Below are 24,891 nucleotides of genomic sequence, written 5' to 3'. Positions count from 1 at the left end.
CATGACTACAGCTAAAATCAATCTACTGGACTTTGATCGTAAAGGACTTCGAGCATTTTTTTCTGAGGAATTAGGAGAGAAGGCCTTCCGTGCAGATCAAATCATGAAGTGGATGTATCACTTTGGTTGTGATGACTTCGATCAAATGAACAATATCAACAAAAAACTTCGTGAAAAACTAAAGCATAAGTGTGAGATCCGTGCTCCTTACGTATCTGAAGCTCAGCATTCTGTAGATGGCACTATCAAGTGGGCAATGAAAGTTGGCGATCAAGATGTTGAAACGGTTTATATCCCTGATGGTGATCGTGCAACGTTATGCGTCTCTTCTCAAGTAGGTTGTGCACTTGCTTGTACATTCTGCTCAACTGCTCAACAAGGTTTTAACCGTAACCTTAAAGTGTCTGAAATTGTAGGCCAAATTTGGCGTGCAGCTCGTGAAATTGGTCTAGAAAAAGAAACGGGTCGTCGTCCAATTACGAATGTTGTAATGATGGGCATGGGCGAACCATTACTTAACATGAAAAACCTAATTCCATCATTAGATATCATGCTTGATGATCTAGGTTTTGGTTTATCTAAACGTCGTGTAACCGTCTCTACATCAGGTGTCGTTTCTGGTTTAGAACAAATGATTGGTAAAGTTGACGTTGCTTTAGCTATTTCTCTTCACGCTCCAACCGATAAATTGCGCAGTGAGATTATGCCAATTAATGATCGTTGGAATATCGACGCGTTTTTAGCGTGTGTTCGTGAATACATTGCATCATCAAATGCTAACCGTGGACGCGTAACGGTAGAGTACGTACTTTTAGATCATATTAATGACGATATGGATCATGCAAGACAACTCGCAGAATTGCTAAAAGATACCCCTGCAAAGATTAATTTGATTCCATTTAACCCATATCCTGGGTCACCATACAAGAAGCCAAGTAATTCACGTATCGATCGATTCATGAAAACACTAATGGAATATGATTTTACGGTAACAGTTCGTAAAACTCGTGGTGATGATATTGATGCCGCTTGTGGTCAATTAGTGGGTGATGTAATCGATAGAACTAAACGTACTCAAGTTAAACAGCAAGGTGAGGCTATCCCTGTTAAAACTGTTTAACCTTATTGTATAACAGCAAGGGAAGGCAGAATGAGAAAATGGAGAGTCGCGCTACTAACGGTGAGTTTGTTAGTAAGTGCCGGTTGTGTCACGGTAAATGAATCCGATGAGATGACCGACGCTGAGATAATTCGAGCTGCTGAAGCTCGAGTTACTCTTGGATTAAGCTATTTAAATGCGGGTAATATGATAAAAGCCCGTGAAAATTTGGAACTGGCTGTACGATACGCTCCCGACTATTACCGCTCTCAAACTTCCCTTGCCTATTATTATCAACAAGTAGATGAAAACGAATTAGCGGAAAAGGCTTATAAACGAGCATTACGTTCTTCGTCAAAAAATGGTAATGTATTAAATAACTACGGCGTTTTTCTTTGCAAAAATGGCCGATATGAGGAAGCTCAACAGAAGTTTACTCAAGCAATAGACCAACCTTACTACTATCTTGTTTCGGCAAGTTATGAAAATGCCGCAATGTGTGCGTTAGGTAGTGGGGATAAAGTGACAGCAAAAACGTATTTTGAGCGCTCATTGGCTCACGATCCGAATCGCGTTCGTTCCACCCTTCAATTGGCTAAATTGAATATTGATGAAGGTAACTATTCAGAACCGAGAATTGCGCTGTTTAAATTTACTAAGAAGTACGGATACAAACCCGTTAGCCTAAGCTTACTCATAGAATTAGAAAAAAAAGCAGGCAATGCGCATTTAGTTAAAAAATACGCAGATTTACTCGGGAAAAAATATCCGGACTCCAGAGAATATCAGAATTATTTAAATTATGACTCCTGAAAATATTGAAGAAAAAGTAGAAACAATTGTCGCTCCAGGGCTGCTATTAAAAGAAGCTCGTGAAGCATTAGGGTTAACTCGAGAAGATGTTTCTTCTCGCTTACGTTTACGAGTAGAAGTTCTAGAGCAAATAGAAGCAGATCTATTTGATATGGGAAAGCTGGCCACCTTTACGCGTGGCTACTATCGCTCTTACGCTAAAATGGTAAATGTACCTGAAATTGAAGTTCTAAACGCATTAGATCAATTAGGTAAAGCCAAAATAGAGCAACATGATATGCAAAGCTTTTCTCGAAAGACGAAAAGAGAAAAGCACGATAATCGTATTATGAAACTGACGTGGGTAATTTTTGCAATTATTCTGGGAATGTCTGTTCTATGGTGGTGGCAAGAACAAGCTCAATTAGAGAGTGGTAATGATGCTGAATTGATCAGCGAAGTGACTACAGCTGAATCAATGGATTCTACAATTCAAAAGACAGAAACAGAGACTGCTGCTCCTCTAGATGAAGCAGAGATGCTTGACGTTGATACGAATATGTCTGAATTAGAAACGTCTCCAGAAGCACTTGAAAAAGAAATCGTAAAAAAGCCAGAAACGGCAGCGGTTTCTGAAGAAAAAGTTGAAGATAAAATAGCAATAGTTAGTGAAGATGTTGTTATGACATTCAAGAGTGATTGCTGGTTACAAGTTCAAGATGCCTCAAACAACCGTTTGTACTCGGGCGTTAAAAAAACAAATCAAACATTAAAGTTAACAGGTAAAGCGCCTTATAAATTAGTTATCGGTGCACCAAGCGCTGTAACCCTAACTTATAAAGGTAAGCCTGTTGATTTATCAGCATACCCAGCTGGTAAAGTTGCACGATTAACCCTACCTCAATAATGAGTTGATTCCATGCATATAGAGTCCCCAATCAAACGTCGCCAATCTACCCGCATTTATGTGGGTAATGTGCCTATTGGTGATGGCGCACCTATCGCTGTTCAGTCTATGACAAATACGTTAACGACTGATGTTGCAGCTACCGTTGCACAAATTAATGCACTTCAAAAAGTCGGTGCTGACATTGTACGAGTTTCGGTTCCAACGATGGATGCTGCGGAAGCGTTTAAGTTAATTAAACAGCAAGTGTCAGTGCCATTAGTCGCTGATATTCATTTTGATTACCGTATCGCGTTACAAGTAGCGGAGTATGGTGTTGATTGCTTGCGTATCAACCCTGGTAATATTGGTAACGAGCAGCGTATTCGTTCTGTTGTTGATTGTGCAAAAGATAAAAACATTCCTATTCGCATTGGCGTGAATGGCGGTTCATTAGAAAAAGACATTCAAATTAAATACAAAGAGCCAACGGCCCAAGCGTTACTTGAGTCGGCAATGCGCCATGTAGATATTTTAGAAAGAATGAACTTTGATCAATTTAAAGTCAGCGTAAAAGCATCAGATGTTTTCTTAGCAGTCGACTCTTACCGTTTATTAGCAAAACAAATTGCTCAACCATTGCACTTAGGCATTACTGAAGCGGGCGGAGCTCGTGCAGGTTCTGTTAAATCAGCCGTTGGTTTAGGCATGTTATTGTCTGAAGGTATTGGTGATACTCTACGTATTTCATTGGCAGCAGATCCTATTGAAGAGATCAAAGTTGGCTTTGATATATTAAAGTCGTTGCGTATCCGTTCTCGTGGTATTAACTTTATTGCTTGCCCAACATGTTCTCGTCAAGAGTTTGATGTTATTGCAACAGTAAACGAGTTAGAACAGCGTTTAGAAGATTTAATCACACCAATGGACGTTTCCCTTATTGGTTGTGTTGTAAACGGTCCTGGTGAGGCTGAAGTGTCTCATATGGGGATCGCGGGAAGTAATCGTAGAAGTGCCTTCTATGAAGATGGCATTCGTCAGAAAGAGCGTTTTGATAACGACAATATTGTGGATAAGCTAGAAGCAAAAATTCGTGCAAAAGCGGCAATGTTATCAAAAGAAAACCAAATTGATGTTAATCAGATTGACTGATTAGTAAACCAGATATAAATAAAACCCATTGGGAAGTGAACGTGGCTAAAGCAATCCAAGCAATTCGAGGCATGAATGACTGCCTTCCAACACAATCGCCATTGTGGCATAAAGTAGAAGATGGCGTTAAACGCGTTATTAGTGCATATGGTTACAACGAAGTTCGTATGCCTATTGTTGAACAAACTCATCTATTTAAGCGTGCTATCGGTGAAGTGACTGACGTTGTTGAAAAAGAGATGTACACGTTTGAAGATCGTAATGGTGATAGTTTAACACTTCGTCCTGAAGGAACCGCTGGCTGTGTGCGTGCAGGGATTGAAAATGGTTTACTGTACAACCAAGAACAGCGCTTATGGTACATGGGTCCAATGTTCCGTCATGAACGCCCTCAAAAAGGTCGTTACCGTCAATTTCACCAAGTTGGTGTTGAAGTCTTTGGCCTAAACGGTCCTGATGTTGATGCCGAACTTATCATGATGACTGCACGTTTATGGCGTGAATTAGGTATTGATAAACACGTTCGTTTAGAATTGAACTCTATCGGTTCATTAGAGGCTCGTGCTAACTACCGTATCGCATTAGTTGAATTTTTAGAACAGCATCTAGATGTGTTGGATGAAGATTGCAAACGTCGTATGCACACAAACCCAATGCGAGTTCTTGATACTAAAAATCCAGAAGTACAAGCTATTTTAGGTGATGCACCTAAGTTATCTGAGTATTTAGATGATGATTCAAAAGCACATTTTTCTGGTTTATGTGAACTACTTGACGCTGCTGGCATCCAATATCAAGTTAATGAACGTTTAGTTCGTGGATTAGATTATTATAACCGTACTGTTTTTGAGTGGATCACCGAAAGTTTAGGCGCTCAAGGCACGGTATGTGGTGGTGGTCGTTATGATGGCCTAGTGGAGCAATTAGGCGGTAAAACAACTCCTGCCGTTGGTTTTGCTATGGGCTTAGAGCGTTTGGTATTACTAATGGAAACATTAGAACTAACAGATGTACGTCGTTCAGTGGATGTTTACATGGTAACGTCTGGTGAAGGAACTCTAATGGCTGGAATGAAACTGGCTGAGTCACTGCGCGAACAAGTTCCAGGTTTACGAGTAATGTGTCACTTCGGTGGTGGTAACTTTAAAAAGCAATTTAAACGTGCTGATAACGCAGGTGCTGCAGTTGCTCTTATTTTAGGTGAGAGTGAAGTGGCTGAGCAAACAGTAAACGTAAAAGATTTACATACTGGCGAACAAGAAATGTTCGCTCAAGCCGATGTATTCGCAAAATTAGCTGAATTGATTTAAGAGGATAGGACGTGGAAGCCTACGAAACTGAAGAACAACAAGTTGAAGCCATTAAAAGTTGGTGGAAAGAAAACGGCAAGGCTGTCGTAGTTGGTGGCGTTGTTGGTATTGGTGCAATTTTAGGTTGGAAATATTACCAATCGACACAAATTGAAGCAAAAGAAACAGCTTCAATTTCTTATGAAAAAACACTAACAGAATTGCAAGCCTCTGGTGCAGAAGCGGCTGAATCTACACAAGCATTTATTACCGATCATGCTAAAAGTGAGTATGCGGTATTAGCGGCACTTCAGTTAGCAAAAGTTCAAGTAGATGCAGGTCAACTTGATGCAGCACTAGAGCAATTAAATTGGGTAGCAAGTAACAGTAAAGATGAATCTTTAATTGCGACGGCTCAAATTCGTTCTGCTCGTATTCAAGCAGAACAAACTCAATTTGATGCCGCTTTAGCGACATTAGCTAATGTTAAATCAACAAGTTGGGCTGCTCGTGTTGCTGAACTAAAAGGTGATATTGCTCTAGAACAAGGCGACATAGCAACGGCTCGTACTGCTTATACTGAAGCACTACAAGCTGGAATGAACCAAGCGGTTCAAATGAAACTGGACGATTTAGCAGAGTAAGGACAACTGAATGCGTAAGGTGTTAAAAAAAGCGGCATTATGTACCTTTGGTTTCTCCATGCTTTTTGGCTGTGCGAGTGAAGAAGATACAATCGTAATGGCACCGGTTCCTGTTGTTCAGAATCAATTTGAACCAACAACGGAATGGACAAGTTCAATTGGTGATGGGGTTGGGCATTATTTTTCACGTTTAACTCCTGTTTATGCTTATCAAAAAGTGTATGTCGCAAGCCGTGATGGTCTTGTTAAAGCACTTGATCCCGAAAATGGTAAAACCATTTGGGAGCAAGATTTAGAACAAGATATATCCGCACGATTGTCGGGTGGTTTAACCCTAACTTATGGCAAAGTATTCATTGGTTCTGAGAATGGAGAGGTAATAACTCTTGATGCAGAAACAGGTGAAGAATTATGGCGTAAAACGGTTGATGGTGAAGTTCTTGCTAAGCCATTAGCAGATGAGGGTTATGTCATTGTTCATACGAGTCGCGGCGCATTAATTGCTTTTGATGCTGAGACTGGCGATGAAAAATGGCAGATCAACAGTGAAGTACCTAACTTAACGCTTCGTGGCGATAGTGCTCCCGTCAGTATTTCTGGTGGTGTATTCTGGGGTATGTCTAATGGTCGTTTAGCCGCTGCATTGATCTCTAAAGGTCAATTGTTATGGCAGCAACCAGTAGGCACACCAAAAGGCGCAACTGAAATTGATCGTTTAGTTGATGTTGATGCTTCTCCGCTTATTTTAGGTGGGCGCTTATATACCATTGGCTATAATGGTCAGCTAATTGCACTGGATCTACGTACTGGTCAGCCAGCATGGAAGCGTAATTACTCATCAGCGATAAATATGTCGTCAGATGGTAAACGTCTTTTCTTAGTAACAGAGAAAGATCACGTTGTGGCAGTTGATGCTCGAAGTGGTACTGAACTTTGGAACAATGAAGAGCTTGAATACCGTCAGCTGACCTCACCGATGATTATTGATAATTATATCGTTTTAGCTGACAGTGAAGGTTATCTACACTGGTTAGATAGAGATACTGGGCTGTTCGTTTCTCAACAAGAGATCGACAGTGATGGTATCGCAGTATCCCCAATTATTGTTGAAGATGGCTTTTTAATCGTGACTCGCGAAGGCGATATCAAAAAAATGCGAATTAAATAAGTTTTATTTGCTATAATTGTGAATTGGCTCCAAGTCATTTTGACTTTGGGGCCTTTTATTGTTTTTAGATAGTGAAAGATAATCCAATTTGGTGATGGTTTTTATCCGTTCATATTAAAAAAACTATCATCAAATTGGTATTAGCTCGCGCTATGCCTATGATTAAATTAAGAGGTATATATGATTCCTGTTGTTGCTCTGGTAGGGCGTCCAAATGTTGGTAAGTCGACGCTGTTTAACCGTGTTACACGCACAAGGGATGCATTAGTTGCTGACTTTCCAGGTTTAACTCGTGACCGTAAGTACGGTCGTGCTAAGTTAGAAGAACTTGAATTCATTTTGATCGATACCGGCGGTATTGATGGAACTGAAGAAGGTGTAGAAACTAAAATGGCTGAACAGTCATTAGCTGCGATTGAAGAAGCTGATGTTGTGTTATTTATGGTTGATGGCCGTGCTGGTTTAACATCATCTGATGAAGCGATTGCAAAACACTTACGCTCACGCGAAAAACCAACGTTCTTAGTAGTAAATAAGATCGATGGTATTGATGCCGATGCAGCAAGTGCTGAGTTCTGGCAATTAGGGATGAATAAAGTTTATCAAATTGCAGCATCACATGGTCGTGGTGTAACGTCTCTACTTGAGTTGGCTCTTGCTCCTTTCATGGAAGAGTTAATTCAAGAATCTTTGAAAGATGAAAATGGTGAGATCATGGATCTTACTGAATTTGAAGATTTTGACGAAGAAGAAAAAGATTTAACAGAAGAAGATGCAGAAAAAGACTTTGCTCGCCTTCAAGACCAACCAATCAAACTTGCGATTATCGGTCGTCCTAACGTAGGTAAATCAACGCTAATTAACCGTATTTTAGGTGAAGAGCGTGTGGTTGTTTACGATATGCCAGGTACTACTCGTGATTCTATTTACATTCCAATGGAACGTGAAGGTCAAGAATACGTACTTATTGATACTGCAGGTGTTCGTCGCCGTGGCCGTATCAATGAAACGGTTGAGAAATTCTCTGTAATCAAAACATTGAAAGCGGTTGAAGATGCTAACGTAGTATTGCTTGTTATCGATGCTCGTGAAAACATCTCAGATCAAGATCTAAGCTTATTAGGCTTTGCATTGAACGCCGGTCGTTCATTAGTGATTGCAGTGAATAAGTGGGATGGTCTTGATAATGAAGTTAAGGAAAAAGTGAAATCTGAGCTAGACCGTCGTCTAGGTTTCGTTGATTTTGCTCGTCTGCACTTTATTTCAGCGTTGCATGGTACAGGTGTTGGTCATTTATATGAATCAGTACAAGAAGCGTATGTTTCAGCAACTAAACGTGTAGGTACATCTGTTCTTACTCGTGTTATGAAAATGGCTCAAGATGATCACCAACCGCCAATGGTTCGTGGCCGTCGTGTGAAATTGAAATATGCACACGCAGGTGGTTATAACCCACCGCTTATCGTTATTCACGGTAACCAAGTAAAAGAATTACCATCTTCTTACAAACGTTTCTTAATGAACTACTTCCGTAAATCATTAGAAATAATGGGCACACCTATTCGTATTCAATTCCAGAATAGTGAAAACCCATTTGAAGATCGCGGTGGCAAGTTGACTCTATCTCAAGAGCGTCAACGCAAGCGCCTAGTTGGCGCGGTGAAAAACCGTAATAAAAAGTAATTTTTAATTACCTTACTTATACATAGTCAATAATAAAACGCCCACCTTGTTGGGCGTTTTTTTTAGGTGAAATTTATGATAGAGCTATCAGCAACAGAGATTCTTTTTTGTCATAACACATGGCAACACACGTCAGTTGTTCAATTAATTAAAGAAACAGACCAAGGGACATGGTTTGTTACTAAAGAAACGCCCTTTCATCCAGTTAGCCACATCTGGCCTGATCATCCTGAAGATAAAGGTACTGTCGTGATTAATGGGATTAAATACCCAGTACTTGCTTGTCAAACGGGTGCGATTGAATTGGCAACCGGTGAGCTATATATAGATAAAGATATCCCAATTAAACGTGGAGAAGCGGGGTGGGTGTTTGTTGTATCGCATTTTATCTCTAAAAAATCTAATATTGCAGTAGAAAATACTGTCGAACTAACGGTTGATAAAGAATACCAAGATGCATTGAGCCGTGGGCACAGTGCAGGTCATATCGCTTATCTCGCATTAAATAAAGTATTACATACAAGTTATTGGCGTAAGGATGCAGATAGAAAAGACGAATTAGGACATCACAATTTTAATAGCTATGCACAGGAAACCAGTTTTGTCACAGAAGATCAGTGTGAAGACGTTTACCGTCTAGGAAAAACATTACGTAAGCGTGGCTTGAATAGTGCTGAACTGATGGCTGATCTTAGCTCTATTACTGAGCAAGTAAATCAGCAGATAACTGTGTGGTTAGCCTTAGAAAATGAAGTTTCTATTGAATGTGAAGGTAAAGCGTTAACCGATTCACGTTACTGGATTGCAGATTTTGGTATAGATGGTGTAGTAAAACTTCCTTGTGGTGGAACTCATGTCTCTTCATTTAAAGAATATCAAGAGATTAAAGTTGAGCTGAAAACACAAGGTGAACAAGAATTATTAATGCTGACTCATTCGAAAAAACGAATTTAAAGTTGAAATTACATAAGATGTAATTCTTATTTTGCATTTTGTGTAATTTGCGTTTTTTCCACTAAAACAGAGAAGGTTAATGCTGATTGATGTTCTGGATCTTCTGGTTTTAAAACCACTAATTGAAACATTATATCGTTTTAAATTGAAGGACAGGATATGTAACTAATGCTTTCGGGGTGTGGTTATATAAATGTTCTTAAGTGGCATGATCGCTGATCAGATCCCAATAAGCATGAAGATCCGCATTCTTTGATGTGTACAGAGAGTCTGTATTTATTTTTAAATAAATTAAGAAGGAATATGCAATGCAAATAAATGAGTGTCCTAAATGTCAGTCTGAATTACGTTGGCATAAAGAAGGATATCATTGCGATTTTTGTCAGGTTGATTTTAAAAAAATAGCCTACTGTCCAGATTGCAACAAAGAAATGGAAAAGCTCAATGCATGTGGTGCACCAAGCTATTTTTGTCATGATTGTAATGAGTTGAAATCAAAATCTCGTGCGAAAACAGAATTTGTAGAAATTAGTCTTAGTTAATTACGGTAGATGTAATTTCACCATCGACAAAGCGAGTGGTTATGTTCTCACCCGTTTCTACTTGTTTTGTTGAAGTGACAACCGCGCCTTTCTTATTACGAGTAATAGAGTAGCCGCGTTGTAATGTTGCTAATGGGCTTACAGTATCCAGTTTTTCTGCTGCTAGAGCTAACTGATGGCGCTGCATGAGCAAATTTCTATCCATTGAATCTAATAAGCGACGTTTTAATTCTTCAATACGTAATTTATCTTGAGGGATTTTTTTACTTGGAGATAAATTATTTAATCGGAGAGTTAGGTTTTCAATTTTATGCTGATGACGTTGTAGGCGTTGCTGCATATACGTCATTAAACGCTGATTCAAATCATCTAGTTTTTGGCTTTGATTATTTAACTGCATTTGTGGATGCTGTTTTTCAAGACGATGTTGAAGTGCTGATAATTGGCGCTGCTGCCCTGATAAATAGCGATCCATTGCACTGTTCAGACGACGTTTCTGGTGAGTAACGGTTTGCAGCTGGGAAGATAAATCTCGGCTCACTAATTCAGCGGCTGCAGAAGGCGTCGGAGCTCTAACATCAGCAACAAAATCTGCAATGGTTACGTCAATTTCATGGCCTACGGCACTAACGATAGGGATTTTACTAGCTGCAATTGTACGAGCGACTATTTCTTCGTTGAAGCACCAAAGATCCTCTAGAGAACCACCGCCACGGCCAACGATCAAAATATCACATTCATTACGAGTATTGGCACGTCCAATCGCTTGAGCTATTTGAATTGCAGCGCTTGCTCCTTGTACCATCGTAGGATAAATCACGACAGGAAGATTAGGATCTCGTCGTTTTAATACATTTAAGATATCAAACAATGCAGCGCCAGTTTGCGAGGTAATGACACCAACACGTTTTGGTTGCTCAGGTAAAGGTTGTTTCGCTGTTTGAGCAAAAAGTCCTTCAGCGGCGAGTGACATTTTTAATTGATCAAACTCTTGTTGAAGACGACCATCTCCTTCGGGCTGCATACTTTCAATGATTATTTGGTAGTCACCACGAGGTTCATAAAGAGAAAGGCGGGCTTTAACAAGAACTTGTTTACCGTTTTGGGGCTTAAAGGTAACTCGACGGTTATTGCCTTTAAACATAGCACATTTGACTTGAGCTTGACTGTCTTTGAGGGTGAGGTACCAGTGGCCAGAAACAGGCACGGTTAGGTTGGATATTTCACCAACAAGCCAAACAATTCCCATTTCATTCTCTAATAATAAGCGAACTTCAGAGTTAAGACGAGAGACAGTAAAGATGCGAGGATTGGAATCGAGAGACATCAGAATGCCTTAGACATGAATATAGGAATTAGCGGCAATATAATACATATCAAGGGGGTAAATGCAAATTAAAAACAAATAAATGTCTAGCCAAGCGTTTGCGTGATGCGTATAATCCGTCTGCAATATCAAATCCAAAACACTTTATTATGCGAAACGATAAAGTGGGATTTATTTCTTTTAACACCTTATGTTGTGAGATATTGCAAATGCTACGAATCGCAAAAGAAGCTTTAACCTTCGATGACGTTTTACTCGTCCCAGCACACTCTACTGTTCTTCCTAACACCGCTGATATTCGCACTCAGTTAACGAAGAGCATCTCTCTAAATATCCCAATGATTTCAGCATCAATGGATACCGTGACAGAAGCGCGTCTTGCTATTGCTTTAGCGCAAGAGGGTGGCATCGGTTTTATCCACAAAAACATGTCAATTGAACAGCAAGCTGAAGAAGTTCGCTTAGTAAAAATCTTTGAAGCAGGCGTTGTCTCTGCTCCAGTAACCGTTCGTCCTGACGCAACTATTCAAGATGTGAAAGATCTGACTGAAAAACACGGTTTTGCTGGCTTCCCTGTAGTAACTGACACTAATGAACTTGTTGGTATCATTACTGGTCGTGATGTTCGTTTCGTAACAGATTTATCTAAGAAAGTTGACGTTGTAATGACGCCAAAATCACGCTTAGCTTCTGTTAAAGAAGGCGCAACTCGTGAAGAAGTTCAAGAGAAAATGCATGAAGCTCGCGTTGAGAAAGTATTGGTAGTGAACGATGAGTTCCAACTAACTGGTATGATCACAGCAAAAGATTTCCATAAAGCAGAACGTAAACCGAATGCATGTAAAGACGAACGTGGTCGTCTACGTGTTGGTGCTGCTGTTGGTGCGGGTGCTGGTAATGAAGAGCGTGTTGCTGCTCTTGTTGAAGCGGGTGTTGACGTACTACTTATCGATTCATCACACGGTCACTCAGAAGGCGTTTTACAACGTATTCGTGAAACTCGTGCTGCTTTCCCTGATCTACAAATAATCGGTGGTAACGTTGCGACTGGTTTAGGCGCTCAAGCATTAATCGATGCTGGCGTAAGTGCGGTTAAAGTAGGTATTGGCCCTGGTTCAATTTGTACTACTCGAATTGTAACGGGTGTTGGTGTTCCTCAAATTACAGCAATTTCAGACGCAGCTGAAGTGGCAAATGCTCACGGCATCCCTGTTATTGCAGATGGCGGCATTCGTTACTCTGGTGATATCTGTAAAGCAATCGCTGCCGGTGCATCATGTGTCATGGTTGGCTCAATGTTTGCTGGTACAGAAGAAGCACCGGGTGAAGTTATTCTTTATCAAGGTCGTTCATACAAATCTTACCGTGGCATGGGCTCTCTTGGCGCAATGTCTCAAGGTTCTTCAGACCGTTACTTCCAATCAGATAATGCAGCCGACAAACTTGTACCAGAAGGTATTGAAGGTCGTATCGCTTATCGTGGTCGTCTAAAAGAGATCGTTCACCAACAAATGGGTGGTTTACGCTCAAGTATGGGTCTAACGGGTTCTGCAACGATTGAAGACATGCGTACTAAAGCAGAATTTGTACGAATCTCAGGTGCGGGTATGAAAGAATCGCACGTACATGATGTTCAGATCACAAAAGAAGCACCAAACTACCGTTTAGGTTAGAAAAAGCGCCTAGGTTAATTTTTCTTCATATTTTTCTTTGAAATATGAAGAAATACTTTGTACCAAATTCAATTTTAAGCGTGTGGTTTTATAGTAAAACCACACTAAATAAATGACTTTTTGAGAAAGACTAATGACGACTAATATCCACGCTCAACGCATTCTTATTTTAGATTTTGGTTCTCAATACACGCAGCTTGTTGCGCGTCGTATTCGTGAGATAGGTGTTTACTGTGAGCTTTGGAGCTGGGATGTAGAAGAATCGGATATCCGTGACTTCAATCCTGATGGCATCATATTATCTGGTGGTCCAGAAAGTGTTACAGAGGCAAATTCTCCTCGTGCTCCTCAATATGTATTTGATTCTGGTGTTCCTGTATTCGGTGTATGTTACGGCATGCAAACAATGGCAGAGCAACTTGGCGGTAAAGTAGCAACGTCTACTGAGCGTGAGTTTGGCTATGCTGCGGTTCAAGTAACTGGCGAATCAGCGTTGTTTAAAGATCTTGAAGCAACTCAAGATGTTTGGATGAGCCACGGTGATAAAGTTGTTGAAATTCCATCTGATTTCGTAAAAATTGCAGAGACAGAAACTTGTCCTTACGCTGCAATGGCGAATGAAGAGAAAAAATATTACGGTGTTCAATTCCACCCAGAAGTAACACACACTAAAAATGGCCTAAAAATGCTTGAGAACTTTGTTCTTAATGTATGTGGTTGTGAAGGTCTGTGGACTTCTGCATCTATCATTGAAGATGCAGTTGCTCGTATTAAAGAGCAAGTGGGTGACGATGAAGTTATCCTTGGATTATCTGGTGGTGTTGATTCATCAGTGGTTGCGATGCTTGCTCACCGTGCAATTGGCGACAAACTAACGTGTGTATTTGTTGATAACGGTTTACTTCGTTTAAATGAAGCAGAACAAGTGATGGAAATGTTCAGTGAAGGCTTTGGTCTTAAGATCATTCATGTTGAAGCTGAAGAGCGTTTCTTAACTGCTCTTAGTGGTGAATCCGATCCAGAAGCTAAGCGTAAGATCATTGGTCATGTGTTTGTTGATATCTTTGATGAAGAATCTAAGAAACTATCAAATGCTAAGTGGTTAGCTCAAGGGACAATTTACCCAGACGTTATCGAGTCTGCGGCGTCTAAAACGGGTAAAGCACACGTTATTAAATCTCACCATAACGTTGGCGGCCTTCCTGATGACATGGAAATGGGTCTTGTTGAACCGTTACGTGAATTGTTTAAAGATGAAGTTCGTAAGATCGGTCTAGAATTAGGTCTTCCATACAACATGCTTTATCGTCACCCGTTCCCTGGACCTGGTCTAGGTGTACGTGTTCTTGGCGAAGTTAAGAAAGAGTACTGTGATTTACTTCGTCGTGCTGATGCGATCTTTATTGAAGAACTTCATAATGCTGATCTTTACAATAAAGTATCTCAAGCATTCACGGTATTCTTACCAGTACGCTCTGTTGGCGTAATGGGTGATGGCCGTAAATACGATTGGGTTGTCTCTCTACGTGCGGTAGAAACCATTGATTTCATGACGGCGCATTGGGCACATTTACCATACGATTTCTTAGGTAAAGTATCTAACCGTATTATTAATGAAGTTGGTGGTATTTCTCGTGTTGTTTACGATATTTCAGGTAAACCACCAGCGACGATTGAATGGGAATAATTCTAATTTAATTGTTAAATGATGAATATAATAAAGCGCCGAAAGGCGCTTTTTTTGTTTCTATTGTAATGTAAATATTAACCTTGTTAGTTATATGTTTCATTGAAACATTATTTTACAAATTTACTATTTGCACAGTGCTGAAAATGCAATGTATTCATCTTTTCTTAGCAATATCTGGTTTACACTGATTTAGCAAAGGAATAGATAAAGAATAAAAAAAATTAAATCTCTTTATCTTTACATACAACATTAAACAAAATGGAGTTACGGATGAGTAACCAAGCAGCAGAGAAAGCATCTAAGCCAAGTGGTATGGATCGCTTTCTAAATACAATCGAACGAGTAGGTAATAAGATCCCAGATCCTGCACTACTGTTTTTCTGGGGCCTTTTAATTGTTTGGGGCCTTTCGGCGCTATTATCACAAGTACAATTTGACTTGATTCATCCTGTTACTCAAGATGCAGTTCAAGTGAAAAACCTTTTAACGGGTGATTCTTTAGCAAACTTTTTAGCAACAATGGTAACTAACTTTACCAGTTTTGCTCCATTAGGCATCGTATTAGTTGCCATGCTAGGTGTTGGTGTTGCTGACTCTTCAGGCTTTATTCAAACTGGCCTAAAGAAAATGCTGAACTTCACGCCAGCTAAATTACTAACACCAATGCTTATCCTTGTTGCGATTGTGTCACACACAGCAGCAGATGCCGGTTATGTATTAGTTATTCCACTTGGTGGTATCATTTTCCACGCGGCGGGTCGTCATCCGTTAGCGGGTATTGCCGCAGCATTTGCCGGTGTATCTGGTGGTTTCTCTGCTAACTTTATTCCATCGGGTATTGATCCATTACTTGCCGGTTTTACACAAACTGCAGCACAAGTATTGGATACGTCTTACATCGTTAACCCATTAGCAAATATTTACTTTACTGGTCTTTCTTCAATTTTAATTGTTGTGATTGGTTGGTATGTAACCGAGAAAATCATTGAGCCTCGTTTAGCGAAAACACCAGTAGATAAAGATGCAGAAACCGCGCCAGATTTAGGATCATTCACTGAAATTGAATCAAGAGCATTTAAGTTTGCAGGTTGGGCAATGGTTGCTGGTATCGCATTACTTATCGCGCTTATTTACCCTGAAGATTCAGCGCTTCGTTCTCCAGATGGTCAAATTACCTCATTCTCTGCGCCATTAATGAAGTCTATTGTTCCACTTATCTTCATTTTATTTATCATTCCGGGTATCGTTTTTGGGCGAGTTTCTGGTACGTTTAAAAGCAGTAATGATGTAATCAAAGCAATGTCAGAGACGATGGGCACAATGGGTGCATACATGGTTATGTCATTCTTCTGTGCACAGTTCTTAGTTGCGTTCAGCCAATCGAACATTGGTACAATCTTAGCGATGTACGGTGCTGATGTACTTAAAGCAATGGAGCTTCCTGGTCAGCTAACGATTATTGGTATGATTTTGCTTACCGCATTTGTAAACCTATTAATCGGTTCTGCATCAGCTAAATGGGCATTAATTGGTCCAGTATTAGTTCCAATGCTAATGGGTGTTGGTATCTCTCCTGAGTTATCTCAAGCGGCATACCGTGTAGGTGATTCTGTTTCAAATATCATCTCACCATTAATGGTATTCTTCCCATTAGTAGTGGTTTATTGCCAACGTTATGTTAAGTCTACAGGTATCGGTACATTGGCTTCTCTAATGATGCCTTTCTCTATCGCGATGCTAATTGGTTGGACAATCTTCTTACTAGCGTACTGGGCTCTAGGTATTCCTCTAGGGATACAAGCACCATATACATACCAATTACCTGGTTAATATAAGCACTTCGCTTTATGAAATAGCTTATAAAATAAAAGCCCTGAGAATGATAAGTTCTCAGGGCTTTTTTGTATGACGTTCTTTTCTTTTTTATTATTTAAATTTTCTTAAATAACGATAAACAGAGTCTTTAGACACATTAAGAATGTTGGCGGTTATTTGAGTCGCATCTTTTATATTAAACGCCCCTTGATGATGTAAACGTTCAACAATGGTTCTTACTCTTCGAGAAATAGCAATGCTTTCATCTTCTAATACTTCGCTTTGTATTCTTGCAATAGAGTCTGTCAGCATTTCAATACTGTCTTTTGCAAAGGTTTCAGGTGACGCTGCTAATTGATTTGCTTGTGGGAATAGGTCCATAAAGAAGCTATTCATTGGCACATCAAGATTAGAGTTAATGCAAAGTAAAGCGATAGGTATTCCTGCTTCATTTCTAATCATTGAAGTAACAGAGCGAAGTAGTTCACCTTTATCAGTTCTTGTGAAATAAGGTGTCGATACATCGGATCCTGCCTTCAATTTCTCTAACGCAAGATTGGTAATGGGTGCACCAATACCACGACCAGTGACGTGGCCATTAGCGATCTTTATGATTGATGGATTATCAGAATCAAGAGAGTGCAGTACCACTTCAACATGTTTTCCAAACATAGCAGCAATGCCATCAACAATACTATAAGTTGATTTCAGTATGAGTTTATCGGCAGTAGAAAGTTTATGTAGCATATGTTTTCTTTATGTTGGTAAAAAGATGATGTCACTTAGTGTGTAAGTGACATCTTTTCATTATGACGCCATTATTTCAATGATTTCATGATCAATATTTGGCATTCCAGTTGTTATCATTCTACCGATGTTTTGAATGGTTTTTTCTACATCTTCAGCAATAACACCCTGCTTCGTTACGCAATGATTATTCAAAGCGAGTAGGGATGATTTCATTGCCGATTGGGCGCTGCTGCCTACTTTCATCGCACAGGTTGATTTCGCACCATCACAGATCATACCGCTAGTATCACTGATTGTGTTTTGTATTGCTGAACAAGATTGCTCGAATGTACCACCCGCTAAATATACCATTGCCATTGCTGCAGCAGCAGATGTGACGGCATTACCACAAAATGCGGATAGTGGTGGATAATGAGATTTGATGTAAATGGCACCAAGGTGACTCATAATAAAGGCTCTTGCTAATGCTTCTTCATCAGCATTATAAAAATCAGCCATTTTAACGACCGGAATCGTTGCGGCTATACCTTGATTACCGCTGCCATAATTAGACATAGCAGGTAAAGTCGCGCCACCCATTCGAGCATCAGATGCTGCAGAGGTATAAATTAAAATATCACTATCTAAGCTTTTTGAAAGTAAACCAGTATCTATATTCTTTTGATAAGTTCGACCCACTTCTAAGCCGTATGGGTTCTTTAGTCCTTCTTGAGCTAGTGCAATATTGAGATCTTTAGCTTTAAGAATAAATTTAATGTCATCGAATTCAGCGTGAGTTGCAAAGTCATAAATGGATGAAATAGTGATATCTACACCATCACAAATAGAAGCGGTAGAGGCTTTTGGTAATGAAGAATCAAGGGAAAAAATGACATTACCATCAAGTCGTTTTTCTACAATGAGAGTGTGACCCCCGCTGATAGTGACTTCTGCGTGATGTTGTGAGCCTTTAACTACAACGCGACAATAAATGAACTCCTCTGTAGTTTCTCGTTTTACTTGAACTCGACCAGCATCAATAAGTTGTTGCGCTTCATTTACTTGGGATTCAGTCAGTTTTGCAAGAACTTCTAAACCAGCTTCTGGGTTTCCACCTGTAGCGCCAGTTGCTGCTGCGATGGCAAGACCAACTCTACCTGTTCTTGGAACAAAAACACCCATACTATTTTTATACAAATTATCAGAGACAAAAACATCAATTGTTTCAGCTTTTTCTCCTAGCATTTGCGTTGCTACGCTTGTTGCATAGGCCGCACAAATAGGTTCAGTACAGCCAAGAGCTGGCTTCACGACATTTTTTAAAATAGTAATGTATTGCTTCCAGGTAGAGTTCATTTTGTTCACCTTTTTAGTTATACCGTTGTTTTCTTGTGAGCAATCGCTTCGACTTCAACTAATACGCCAAGCGGAAGATCTTTTACCGCAAAGCAAGAACGAGCAGGGCAGTCGGTATGGAAAACGGTTTTATATACTTCATTAAATGCTGAAAAATCAGTGATGTTAGCAAGGTAGCAGGTTGTTTTTAAAACCGTATTCACATCACCATCAGCGGCTTCAATTACTGACATTAAGTTTTTAAGAGACATTACTGATTGAGCGGTAATGCCCCCTTCTACAACAGAGCCAGTTGAGCCATCAACAGGTAATTGACCTGATGTGAAAATAAGACCATTAAATGCAGTACCGTGAGAGTAAGGACCGATTGCTTCTGGAGCTGATTTTGCCACGATAATTTGTTTCATATTTCCCATCCTTTTTTTTGCAACTATTGTTGACTTGGAGTTTGATTTTTAATTATGCAAAAATAATTGCATTTATTTGTGTGAGTTGAATTTATGCTTATTCGTAAGGGAATGCAATGACTTTGTTGCAAATCTTTGTTTATTTTACGAACTGAGATCTCGATATCATTTCAAATAAAATTGCATTGTTATTTTTAAATTAGAGAGTAAATTCTTCAAAAGTTGCAAAAAATGGCGTTTAGACGCTTTAAAATTATAAAAATAATGTTCCCTACAAAGATGGAGTTTTATATGAACACAGCTACATTGGCGAATCCAAGTCATGGTAAAAGTGATATGACTGATTCTGAATGGAAAAAAGCCACTAAATTCGACAGTGTCGATATTGGATGGATTGTAATCAGCATTGGTATGGCGATAGGGGCAGGGATCGTATTTTTACCTGTTCAAGTTGGGATAATGGGGATTTGGGTTTTTCTTCTGTCTTCAATTATTGGTTACCCAGCCATGTATTTGTTTCAAAAACTTTTTATCAATACTCTTGCCGAAGCAAAAACATGTACAGATTATCCTGGTGTGATTACCGGATATTTAGGTAAAAACTGGGGGGTAGCTTTAGGAGCCCTTTATTTCATCATGCTTGTTATTTGGGTATTGGTATACGCACTTGCTGTAACCAATGACAGTTCTTCGTACTTACATTCGTTTGGTGTTACGGAAGGGCATTTAAATGATAACGTGTTTTATGGTTTAGGTTTAATTTGTATACTTGCTTTTATTGGTTCTAAAGGTGAGAAGTTACTCTTTAAATTATCTGGCTTTATGGCCGTAACAGTACTTTCATTAGTTGCTGTTATGGGGTTATTACTGGTTTCTCGTTGGGATTTTTCTAACGTACCAGCCATTGGCTCTTTTGGCCCAATGCTAAAAGATGCGATCATTACGCTTCCATTTACACTAACGTCTATTCTTTTTATTCAGTCGCTTAGCCCTATGGTTATCTCATACCGTTCACGTGAGAAATCAATTGAAGTTGCACGTTATAAATCACTAAGAGCGATGAATATTGCTTTTTCAATCTTATTTGTTGTTGTTTTCTTTTTTGCTGTGTCATTTACCTTTGCTATCAGTCAAGAGCAAGCGGCAGAAGCGATGAATAAAAATATCTCAGCTCTCGCTATTATTGCTCATTACTTCCCAGGCAGTTGGGCTACCGTTACGGGTATCGTGATTAATATTTTTGCTGTAGTCACCTCATTCTTCGGTGTATTTATGGCATTCCAAGAAGCGTGTCGTGGTTTGGCGATGAATATTTTACTAAGACGCATGGATGAGTCGGCGATTAACAAAGAGTTAGTTAATAAACTTATCACGGTATTTATTGTTTTATTGGCTTGGTCGGCAGTCGCATTAAATGCACCTATCTTATCTTTCACATCAATTTGTAGCCCTGTGTTTGGTTTGGTTGGTTGTTTAATTCCAGCTTATCTTGTTCATAAGGTGCCAGATCTTCATAAATACAAAGGTCTATCAACTAACTTAATCATCGTGACAGGTATATTACTTTGTATCTCTCCAGTATTAGCATTCATCTAATCGTATTGGATTAGTAGATATAAAAAAGCCCAGAGAAGGAGAACCTACTCTGGGCTTTTGTTGTTTATGCTTTTACTTATCTTAAACCAGTATTATTTATTTAAATAAGCAGCATGAAATTCTAGGTGGTCATCAATAAACGTCGATATAAAGAAGTAGCTGTGGTCGTAACCTGGTTGCATTCTTACATTTATATCCGCACCAGATTGCTCTGCCGAAGAAAGTAGGTATTCAGGTTTTAATTGATTTTCTAAGAAGCCATCGGCCTCACCTTGGTCAACTAAAATCGGAAGTTTAGCCCCTTTTTTAAGAAGCTTAGAGCTATCGTATTCTTTCCAAGTGTCTTTATTATCGCCAAGGTATAGACCTAATGCTTTTTGACCCCAAGGGCAGTTAATAGGGCTTGATATTGGGCTAAATGCAGAGATAGATTGGTATGCATTTTGGTTTTTTAACCCGATAGTAATTGCACCGTGTCCACCCATACTATGACCAGATATAGATTTTTTATCTGATACAGGGAAATGCTCTTCAATTAAAGAAGGCAGCTCTTTAGTTACGTAATCGTACATGTGATAGTGACGATTCCACGGCGCTTGTGTTGCGTTTAAATAGAACCCTGCACCTAGGCCAAAATCGTACGCGCCTTCTGCATCATCAGGTACATCTTCACCACGAGGACTTGTATCCATTGCTACAATAGCAATACCTAATTCAGCCGCTTTTTTGAATGCGCCTGCTTTTTGCATAAAGTTTTCATCAGTACACGTTAAGCCTGATAACCAATACAGCACAGGGACTTTATTTGTCTCTGATGCATTAGCTGGAAGATAAATTGCAAAACGCATATCGCAATTTAATGTTGATGAAGTATGTGTGTACTGTTTATGCCAACCACCGGCAACTTTAGCTTGGCTGATGTTTTCAACTGTCATGATGAATCCTTATAATATTTAATTCATATCAGTGATTTCACTGCATAGAATGAGGTATCTACTGATTGATTTTAAAGTGCTTTGAGGCGGGGAAATAATACTTAGCAATTATATTCATCAGCGCGCCACCCACGCGAAAATGAAGACGTATTTATTTTCATTTGCTGAAAGCACTTTAAAATCAAAAAGTCATTTATAAATGGCTCCCATCAGTATAGAAGATGGGAGCAAAATAAAATCAAGTTCTAACGGTTTGAGCTAGAATCGAATTTCTTATTTATCCATATGTAGAACAGTACGGATAGATTTACCTTCGTGCATTAAGTCGAACGCTGCGTTTACATCAGCAAGACCCATAGTGTGAGTGATGAAGTCATCAAGAGCGAACTCACCTTGCATGTAACGGTCAACGATACCTGGAAGCTCAGTACGGCCTTTAACGCCACCGAATGCAGAGCCACGCCATACGCGACCAGTCACAAGTTGGAACGGACGAGTTGAGATCTCTTGACCCGCACCCGCAACCCCGATGATGATTGATTCACCCCAACCTTTGTGACAACACTCAAGAGCAGCACGCATAACGTGTACGTTACCGATACACTCAAAAGAGTAATCAACGCCGCCGTCAGTCATTTCAACGATTACTTCTTGAATTGGCTTGTCGAATTTTGTTGGGTTGATGCAATCAGTTGCGCCTAATTTCTTAGCCAGTTCGTATTTGCTTTCGTTTAAGTCAACACCAATGATACGACTTGCCCCCGCCATTTTTGCGCCGATGATAGCTGAAAGACCAATACCGCCAAGACCGAATACAGCAACTGTGTCGCCTTTTTCAACTTTAGCCGTGTTAAGAACTGCGCCCATACCCGTCGTTACGCCACAACCTAGAAGACAAACTTCTTCAAGTGGTGCCTCTTTAGATACTTTCGCTAGTGAAATCTCAGGAAGAACTGTGAATTCAGAGAACGTAGAGCAACCCATGTAATGGAAGATAGTTTCACCATTAATAGAGAAACGGCTAGTTCCATCAGGCATAAGGCCTTGCCCTTGAGTTTCACGAACTGCTTGGCAAAGGTTAGTTTTACCAGATTTACAGAATTTACACTCACCACATTCCGCAGTGTAAAGAGGGATAACGTGGTCGCCAACTTCAACACTTGTCACGCCTTCGCCGATCATCTCAACAATACCGCCGCCTTCATGGCCTAGGATTGAAGGGAAGATACCTTCTGGATCATCACCAGAAAGAGTGAATAAATCAGTGTGACATACGCCAGTAGCAACGATGCGAACTAATACTTCGCCCGCTTTAGGAAGTTGAACATCAACTTCTTCCATTTTAAGAGGTTCGCCAGCAGCCCAAGCTACCATTGCTTTAGATTTAATTGATGTTTGACCTGGTTTAATATCAAGAGCCATTGGATTTTCCTTATTAATATATTCGAATGAGCAGTCAACTAAAGCCTAGTTGAATTTGTCTTTTCTGCTGTCTCGTTTTGATGTGGCTAGTATAGGTGTTTCTAAAGAATTGATAATCCCCCTAAAATGAAAATGATTTTTACTAAAATGTAATAATTGCGGCTATTTTAGCTAGTGATAACTTCTTTATACATGAAAAGGTGAATAATAAAGGAGGATTTAAAGGCCATATCAGATAAAAAGTCATTAAACGTGAGGGCTTTTTATTATTTAAGTTATGCAGGAATATCCTGTGTGAAGGTTTCTTTTTTAGCTGATTGTGTTTGCCATTTATCGATAACTAAAGCGGCAATCATGTCTCCTTCAACATTGACAGCAGTACGGAAAGTATCAAGCGGGCGTTCAATAATTAACAAGATCGCGATGGCTTCAAGTGGGATCCCTGCGGCTAGAAGCACCAGTTGCATACCTGACATCGATCCTGATGGCATTCCTGGTGCGCCAACAGATGAAACCATGGCCATGATAAAAATCATGACTAATCCTGATGTTGTTAAATCAACACCAAAAAGTTGAGCTAAGAATATCGCAGCAACACCTTCGAATAATGCAGTTCCATCCATATTCATTACCGCACCAAGGGGTAATACCATACTGCTGGTACTTTGTGATACTCCAAGTTTTTCTTGGGCACTTTGCATTGCTAATGGCAAAGTTGCAGAGCTAGAAGAGGTAGCAAAAGCCATCGCCATAGGAGCGGAGATCGCTTTAAATAAGGTGGTATATTTAATGCCTGTTGCTAGTTTTGCAATCGTTGGTAAAACAATGGCGCCATGAATTAAAGTAAGAACAAAAACCAGTAGAGAAAACAGAGCTAGCTGTTCAAATAAAGATGCACCACCACGGATCGTGAAGTCAAAAACAATGGCAAATACCGCCAGTGGAGATATTTTAATTATCCAACCTACTATCGTATTAATGCTTTTATTTAAGCCACTGAGTACATCAAAAATAGGGTGTTTTTCAGGTAATGAAGAGAGTAAAGCCCCCCCTAACATGAATGAAAACACTACAATAGCAAGTAAATTCCCCTGAGTTAATGCGGCCACTGGATTAACAAAAGCCATATTTAGCAGTTTACCTGCAATGGCAGCGCCGCCAGCGGACTCCTCACTAATGAGCCGAACGTTATCACCAACAGGTGCAAACTCAGTAAGAGGCTGCCATGCAGGTAATAGTAATGAAGCACCTAAGCCAAGAGAAATAGCTAACAAAGTGGTAAAACTGTAAAACAATAAGGTATTACGACCGACTTGTTTTAATCGAGTGATAGAGCCAATGCTTGTAATTCCTTGAAGTAAGGAAAACATCACGACGAGACCGACGACCATTTTAAGTAAACCGATATAAGTGACTTTTCCTAACATAACTAATTGATACCAAGAAGCTTGGGTTACGTCAGTTGTAGGAGAAATAAATAGGGTGAAAAACCATGCAAGTAATGCGGCTAGTAGCAATTGCAAAGGCAAAGATTGACGAAGTTTAGACAACATAAAAATGGTTTCCAGTGGTTTGGATAAGATGCATTTATACATTTATTGAAGAATTATTCCTTTAATAAACGTATGTACCTTTAAAAAATAAAGCCCGTTTGAAATGAATCTAACGGGCTTTACGTTTAGTTAATGATCGTTAAGTTTTAACTATTTAGATCTTATTTATCCATATGTAG

The 24,891-nt window shown here is 39.6% G+C and carries 21 protein-coding genes; 14 read left to right on the top strand and 7 right to left on the bottom strand.

Annotation, left to right across the window (positions count from 1 at the left end):
• The first annotated feature begins 1 nt into the window (after position 1).
• The 10 genes from A6E06_RS08880 (at position 2) to A6E06_RS08835 (ending at position 10,209) form a co-directional block, all read left to right on the top strand.
• A complete protein-coding gene (locus tag A6E06_RS08880) occupies positions 2 to 1,120 on the top strand; it encodes a bifunctional tRNA (adenosine(37)-C2)-methyltransferase TrmG/ribosomal RNA large subunit methyltransferase RlmN (RefSeq protein WP_065592639.1) in 1,119 nt (372 codons plus the stop codon).
• A 30-nt stretch (positions 1,121 to 1,150) separates the two neighbouring features.
• The gene (gene pilW, locus A6E06_RS08875) at positions 1,151 to 1,912 is read left to right on the top strand and encodes a type IV pilus biogenesis/stability protein PilW (protein ID WP_065592640.1); all 762 of its coding nucleotides are present in this window, start codon (positions 1,151 to 1,153) and stop codon (positions 1,910 to 1,912) included.
• On the top strand, positions 1,902 to 2,798 hold the full coding sequence (locus tag A6E06_RS08870; RefSeq protein WP_065592641.1) for a RodZ domain-containing protein: 897 nt from the start codon (positions 1,902 to 1,904) through the stop codon (positions 2,796 to 2,798). The genes pilW and A6E06_RS08870 overlap by 11 nt, the downstream gene beginning before the upstream one ends.
• A 12-nt stretch (positions 2,799 to 2,810) precedes the next feature.
• On the top strand, positions 2,811 to 3,929 hold the full coding sequence (gene ispG / locus A6E06_RS08865) for a flavodoxin-dependent (E)-4-hydroxy-3-methylbut-2-enyl-diphosphate synthase (protein WP_065592642.1): 1,119 nt from the start codon (positions 2,811 to 2,813) through the stop codon (positions 3,927 to 3,929).
• 41 nt (positions 3,930 to 3,970) lie between these two features.
• A complete protein-coding gene (gene hisS / locus A6E06_RS08860; protein WP_065592643.1) occupies positions 3,971 to 5,239 on the top strand; it encodes a histidine--tRNA ligase in 1,269 nt (422 codons plus the stop codon).
• Positions 5,240 to 5,250: 11 nt separating this feature from the next.
• Complete coding sequence (locus A6E06_RS08855) at positions 5,251 to 5,862, top strand: tetratricopeptide repeat protein (RefSeq protein WP_065592644.1); 612 nt, start codon at positions 5,251 to 5,253, stop codon at positions 5,860 to 5,862.
• 10 nt (positions 5,863 to 5,872) lie between these two features.
• Positions 5,873 to 7,030: an outer membrane protein assembly factor BamB gene (gene bamB, locus A6E06_RS08850; protein WP_065592645.1), complete on the top strand. Its 1,158-nt coding sequence runs from the start codon at positions 5,873 to 5,875 to the stop codon at positions 7,028 to 7,030.
• Positions 7,031 to 7,210: 180 nt separating this feature from the next.
• Complete coding sequence (der, locus tag A6E06_RS08845) at positions 7,211 to 8,713, top strand: ribosome biogenesis GTPase Der (RefSeq protein WP_065592646.1); 1,503 nt, start codon at positions 7,211 to 7,213, stop codon at positions 8,711 to 8,713.
• A 75-nt stretch (positions 8,714 to 8,788) separates the two neighbouring features.
• Positions 8,789 to 9,667 (top strand): metal-dependent hydrolase, encoded by an 879-nt coding sequence (locus A6E06_RS08840; RefSeq protein WP_065592647.1) that lies wholly within the window; start codon positions 8,789 to 8,791, stop codon positions 9,665 to 9,667.
• 308 nt (positions 9,668 to 9,975) lie between these two features.
• On the top strand, positions 9,976 to 10,209 hold the full coding sequence (locus tag A6E06_RS08835; RefSeq protein ID WP_065592648.1) for a zinc ribbon domain-containing protein: 234 nt from the start codon (positions 9,976 to 9,978) through the stop codon (positions 10,207 to 10,209).
• Here the strand turns inward: A6E06_RS08835 and xseA are convergent.
• A complete protein-coding gene (gene xseA / locus A6E06_RS08830) occupies positions 10,202 to 11,536 on the bottom strand; it encodes an exodeoxyribonuclease VII large subunit (protein WP_065592649.1) in 1,335 nt (444 codons plus the stop codon). The two genes, A6E06_RS08835 and xseA, sit on opposite strands and share 8 nt — an antisense overlap.
• Positions 11,537 to 11,745: 209 nt before the next feature.
• Between xseA and guaB the strand changes: the two genes are divergently transcribed.
• The 3 genes from guaB (at position 11,746) to A6E06_RS08815 (ending at position 16,729) form a co-directional block, all read left to right on the top strand.
• Positions 11,746 to 13,209 carry an IMP dehydrogenase gene (gene guaB / locus A6E06_RS08825; RefSeq protein ID WP_065592650.1) on the top strand — a complete coding sequence of 488 codons (1,464 nt, stop codon included), beginning with the start codon at positions 11,746 to 11,748 and terminating at the stop codon, positions 13,207 to 13,209.
• Between the two features lie 133 nt (positions 13,210 to 13,342).
• Entirely contained in the window at positions 13,343 to 14,896 is a 1,554-nt protein-coding gene (guaA, locus tag A6E06_RS08820; protein ID WP_065592651.1) for a glutamine-hydrolyzing GMP synthase, read from the top strand.
• 273 nt (positions 14,897 to 15,169) lie between these two features.
• Positions 15,170 to 16,729, top strand: coding sequence for an AbgT family transporter (locus tag A6E06_RS08815; RefSeq protein ID WP_065592652.1), 1,560 nt, complete (start codon positions 15,170 to 15,172; stop codon positions 16,727 to 16,729).
• Positions 16,730 to 16,825: 96 nt separating this feature from the next.
• Here A6E06_RS08815 and A6E06_RS08810 read toward each other — a convergent pair whose 3' ends face one another.
• Genes A6E06_RS08810 through A6E06_RS08800 form a run of 3 tightly spaced genes read right to left on the bottom strand, consistent with a single transcriptional unit; the run spans position 16,826 to position 19,206 of the window.
• A complete protein-coding gene (locus A6E06_RS08810; protein ID WP_065592653.1) occupies positions 16,826 to 17,461 on the bottom strand; it encodes a transcriptional regulator in 636 nt (211 codons plus the stop codon).
• Between the two features lie 60 nt (positions 17,462 to 17,521).
• A complete protein-coding gene (locus A6E06_RS08805) occupies positions 17,522 to 18,799 on the bottom strand; it encodes a serine dehydratase subunit alpha family protein (RefSeq protein WP_065592654.1) in 1,278 nt (425 codons plus the stop codon).
• Positions 18,800 to 18,816: 17 nt separating this feature from the next.
• Positions 18,817 to 19,206 carry a Rid family detoxifying hydrolase gene (locus tag A6E06_RS08800; RefSeq protein WP_065592655.1) on the bottom strand — a complete coding sequence of 130 codons (390 nt, stop codon included), beginning with the start codon at positions 19,204 to 19,206 and terminating at the stop codon, positions 18,817 to 18,819.
• A gap of 291 nt (positions 19,207 to 19,497) precedes the next feature.
• Here A6E06_RS08800 and A6E06_RS08795 point away from each other — a divergent pair, with 291 nt between their 5' ends.
• Positions 19,498 to 20,802: an amino acid permease gene (locus tag A6E06_RS08795; RefSeq protein WP_065592656.1), complete on the top strand. Its 1,305-nt coding sequence runs from the start codon at positions 19,498 to 19,500 to the stop codon at positions 20,800 to 20,802.
• Positions 20,803 to 20,894: 92 nt separating this feature from the next.
• On the opposite strand, the gene fghA is transcribed toward A6E06_RS08795, so the two are convergent.
• The 3 genes from fghA to A6E06_RS08780 form a co-directional block, all read right to left on the bottom strand.
• The gene (gene fghA / locus A6E06_RS08790) at positions 20,895 to 21,737 is read right to left on the bottom strand and encodes an S-formylglutathione hydrolase (protein ID WP_065592657.1); all 843 of its coding nucleotides are present in this window, start codon (positions 21,735 to 21,737) and stop codon (positions 20,895 to 20,897) included.
• 273 nt (positions 21,738 to 22,010) lie between these two features.
• Positions 22,011 to 23,159, bottom strand: a complete 1,149-nt coding sequence (locus A6E06_RS08785; protein WP_012549549.1) for an S-(hydroxymethyl)glutathione dehydrogenase/class III alcohol dehydrogenase — start codon at positions 23,157 to 23,159, stop codon at positions 22,011 to 22,013.
• Between the two features lie 275 nt (positions 23,160 to 23,434).
• A complete protein-coding gene (locus A6E06_RS08780; RefSeq protein ID WP_065593069.1) occupies positions 23,435 to 24,712 on the bottom strand; it encodes a dicarboxylate/amino acid:cation symporter in 1,278 nt (425 codons plus the stop codon).
• Positions 24,713 to 24,891 lie beyond the last annotated feature (179 nt).

The sequence above is a fragment of the Aliivibrio sp. 1S175 genome (assembly GCF_001690985.1).
Lineage (GTDB): Bacteria > Pseudomonadota > Gammaproteobacteria > Enterobacterales > Vibrionaceae > Aliivibrio.
Note: the sequence above shows the minus strand (reverse complement) of the source record. Positions and strands in the feature narration are given on the sequence as shown.

What these genes read in the sequence shown, in the direction of transcription:
- xseA (WP_065592649.1), bottom strand. Translation starts at nt 11,536, where the DNA reads ATGTCTCTCGATTCCAATCCTCGCATCTTTACTGTCTCTCGTCTTAAC.
- A6E06_RS08780 (WP_065593069.1), bottom strand. Translation starts at nt 24,712, where the DNA reads ATGTTGTCTAAACTTCGTCAATCTTTGCCTTTGCAATTGCTACTAGCC.
- guaA (WP_065592651.1), top strand. Translation starts at nt 13,343, where the DNA reads ATGACGACTAATATCCACGCTCAACGCATTCTTATTTTAGATTTTGGT.
- ispG (WP_065592642.1), top strand. Translation starts at nt 2,811, where the DNA reads ATGCATATAGAGTCCCCAATCAAACGTCGCCAATCTACCCGCATTTAT.
- A6E06_RS08805 (WP_065592654.1), bottom strand. Translation starts at nt 18,799, where the DNA reads ATGAACTCTACCTGGAAGCAATACATTACTATTTTAAAAAATGTCGTG.
- bamB (WP_065592645.1), top strand. Translation starts at nt 5,873, where the DNA reads ATGCGTAAGGTGTTAAAAAAAGCGGCATTATGTACCTTTGGTTTCTCC.
- der (WP_065592646.1), top strand. Translation starts at nt 7,211, where the DNA reads ATGATTCCTGTTGTTGCTCTGGTAGGGCGTCCAAATGTTGGTAAGTCG.
- A6E06_RS08870 (WP_065592641.1), top strand. Translation starts at nt 1,902, where the DNA reads ATGACTCCTGAAAATATTGAAGAAAAAGTAGAAACAATTGTCGCTCCA.
- A6E06_RS08800 (WP_065592655.1), bottom strand. Translation starts at nt 19,206, where the DNA reads ATGAAACAAATTATCGTGGCAAAATCAGCTCCAGAAGCAATCGGTCCT.
- guaB (WP_065592650.1), top strand. Translation starts at nt 11,746, where the DNA reads ATGCTACGAATCGCAAAAGAAGCTTTAACCTTCGATGACGTTTTACTC.
- fghA (WP_065592657.1), bottom strand. Translation starts at nt 21,737, where the DNA reads ATGACAGTTGAAAACATCAGCCAAGCTAAAGTTGCCGGTGGTTGGCAT.
- A6E06_RS08810 (WP_065592653.1), bottom strand. Translation starts at nt 17,461, where the DNA reads ATGCTACATAAACTTTCTACTGCCGATAAACTCATACTGAAATCAACT.
- A6E06_RS08795 (WP_065592656.1), top strand. Translation starts at nt 19,498, where the DNA reads ATGAACACAGCTACATTGGCGAATCCAAGTCATGGTAAAAGTGATATG.
- A6E06_RS08815 (WP_065592652.1), top strand. Translation starts at nt 15,170, where the DNA reads ATGAGTAACCAAGCAGCAGAGAAAGCATCTAAGCCAAGTGGTATGGAT.
- A6E06_RS08840 (WP_065592647.1), top strand. Translation starts at nt 8,789, where the DNA reads ATGATAGAGCTATCAGCAACAGAGATTCTTTTTTGTCATAACACATGG.
- A6E06_RS08880 (WP_065592639.1), top strand. Translation starts at nt 2, where the DNA reads ATGACTACAGCTAAAATCAATCTACTGGACTTTGATCGTAAAGGACTT.
- pilW (WP_065592640.1), top strand. Translation starts at nt 1,151, where the DNA reads ATGAGAAAATGGAGAGTCGCGCTACTAACGGTGAGTTTGTTAGTAAGT.
- A6E06_RS08835 (WP_065592648.1), top strand. Translation starts at nt 9,976, where the DNA reads ATGCAAATAAATGAGTGTCCTAAATGTCAGTCTGAATTACGTTGGCAT.
- A6E06_RS08785 (WP_012549549.1), bottom strand. Translation starts at nt 23,159, where the DNA reads ATGGCTCTTGATATTAAACCAGGTCAAACATCAATTAAATCTAAAGCA.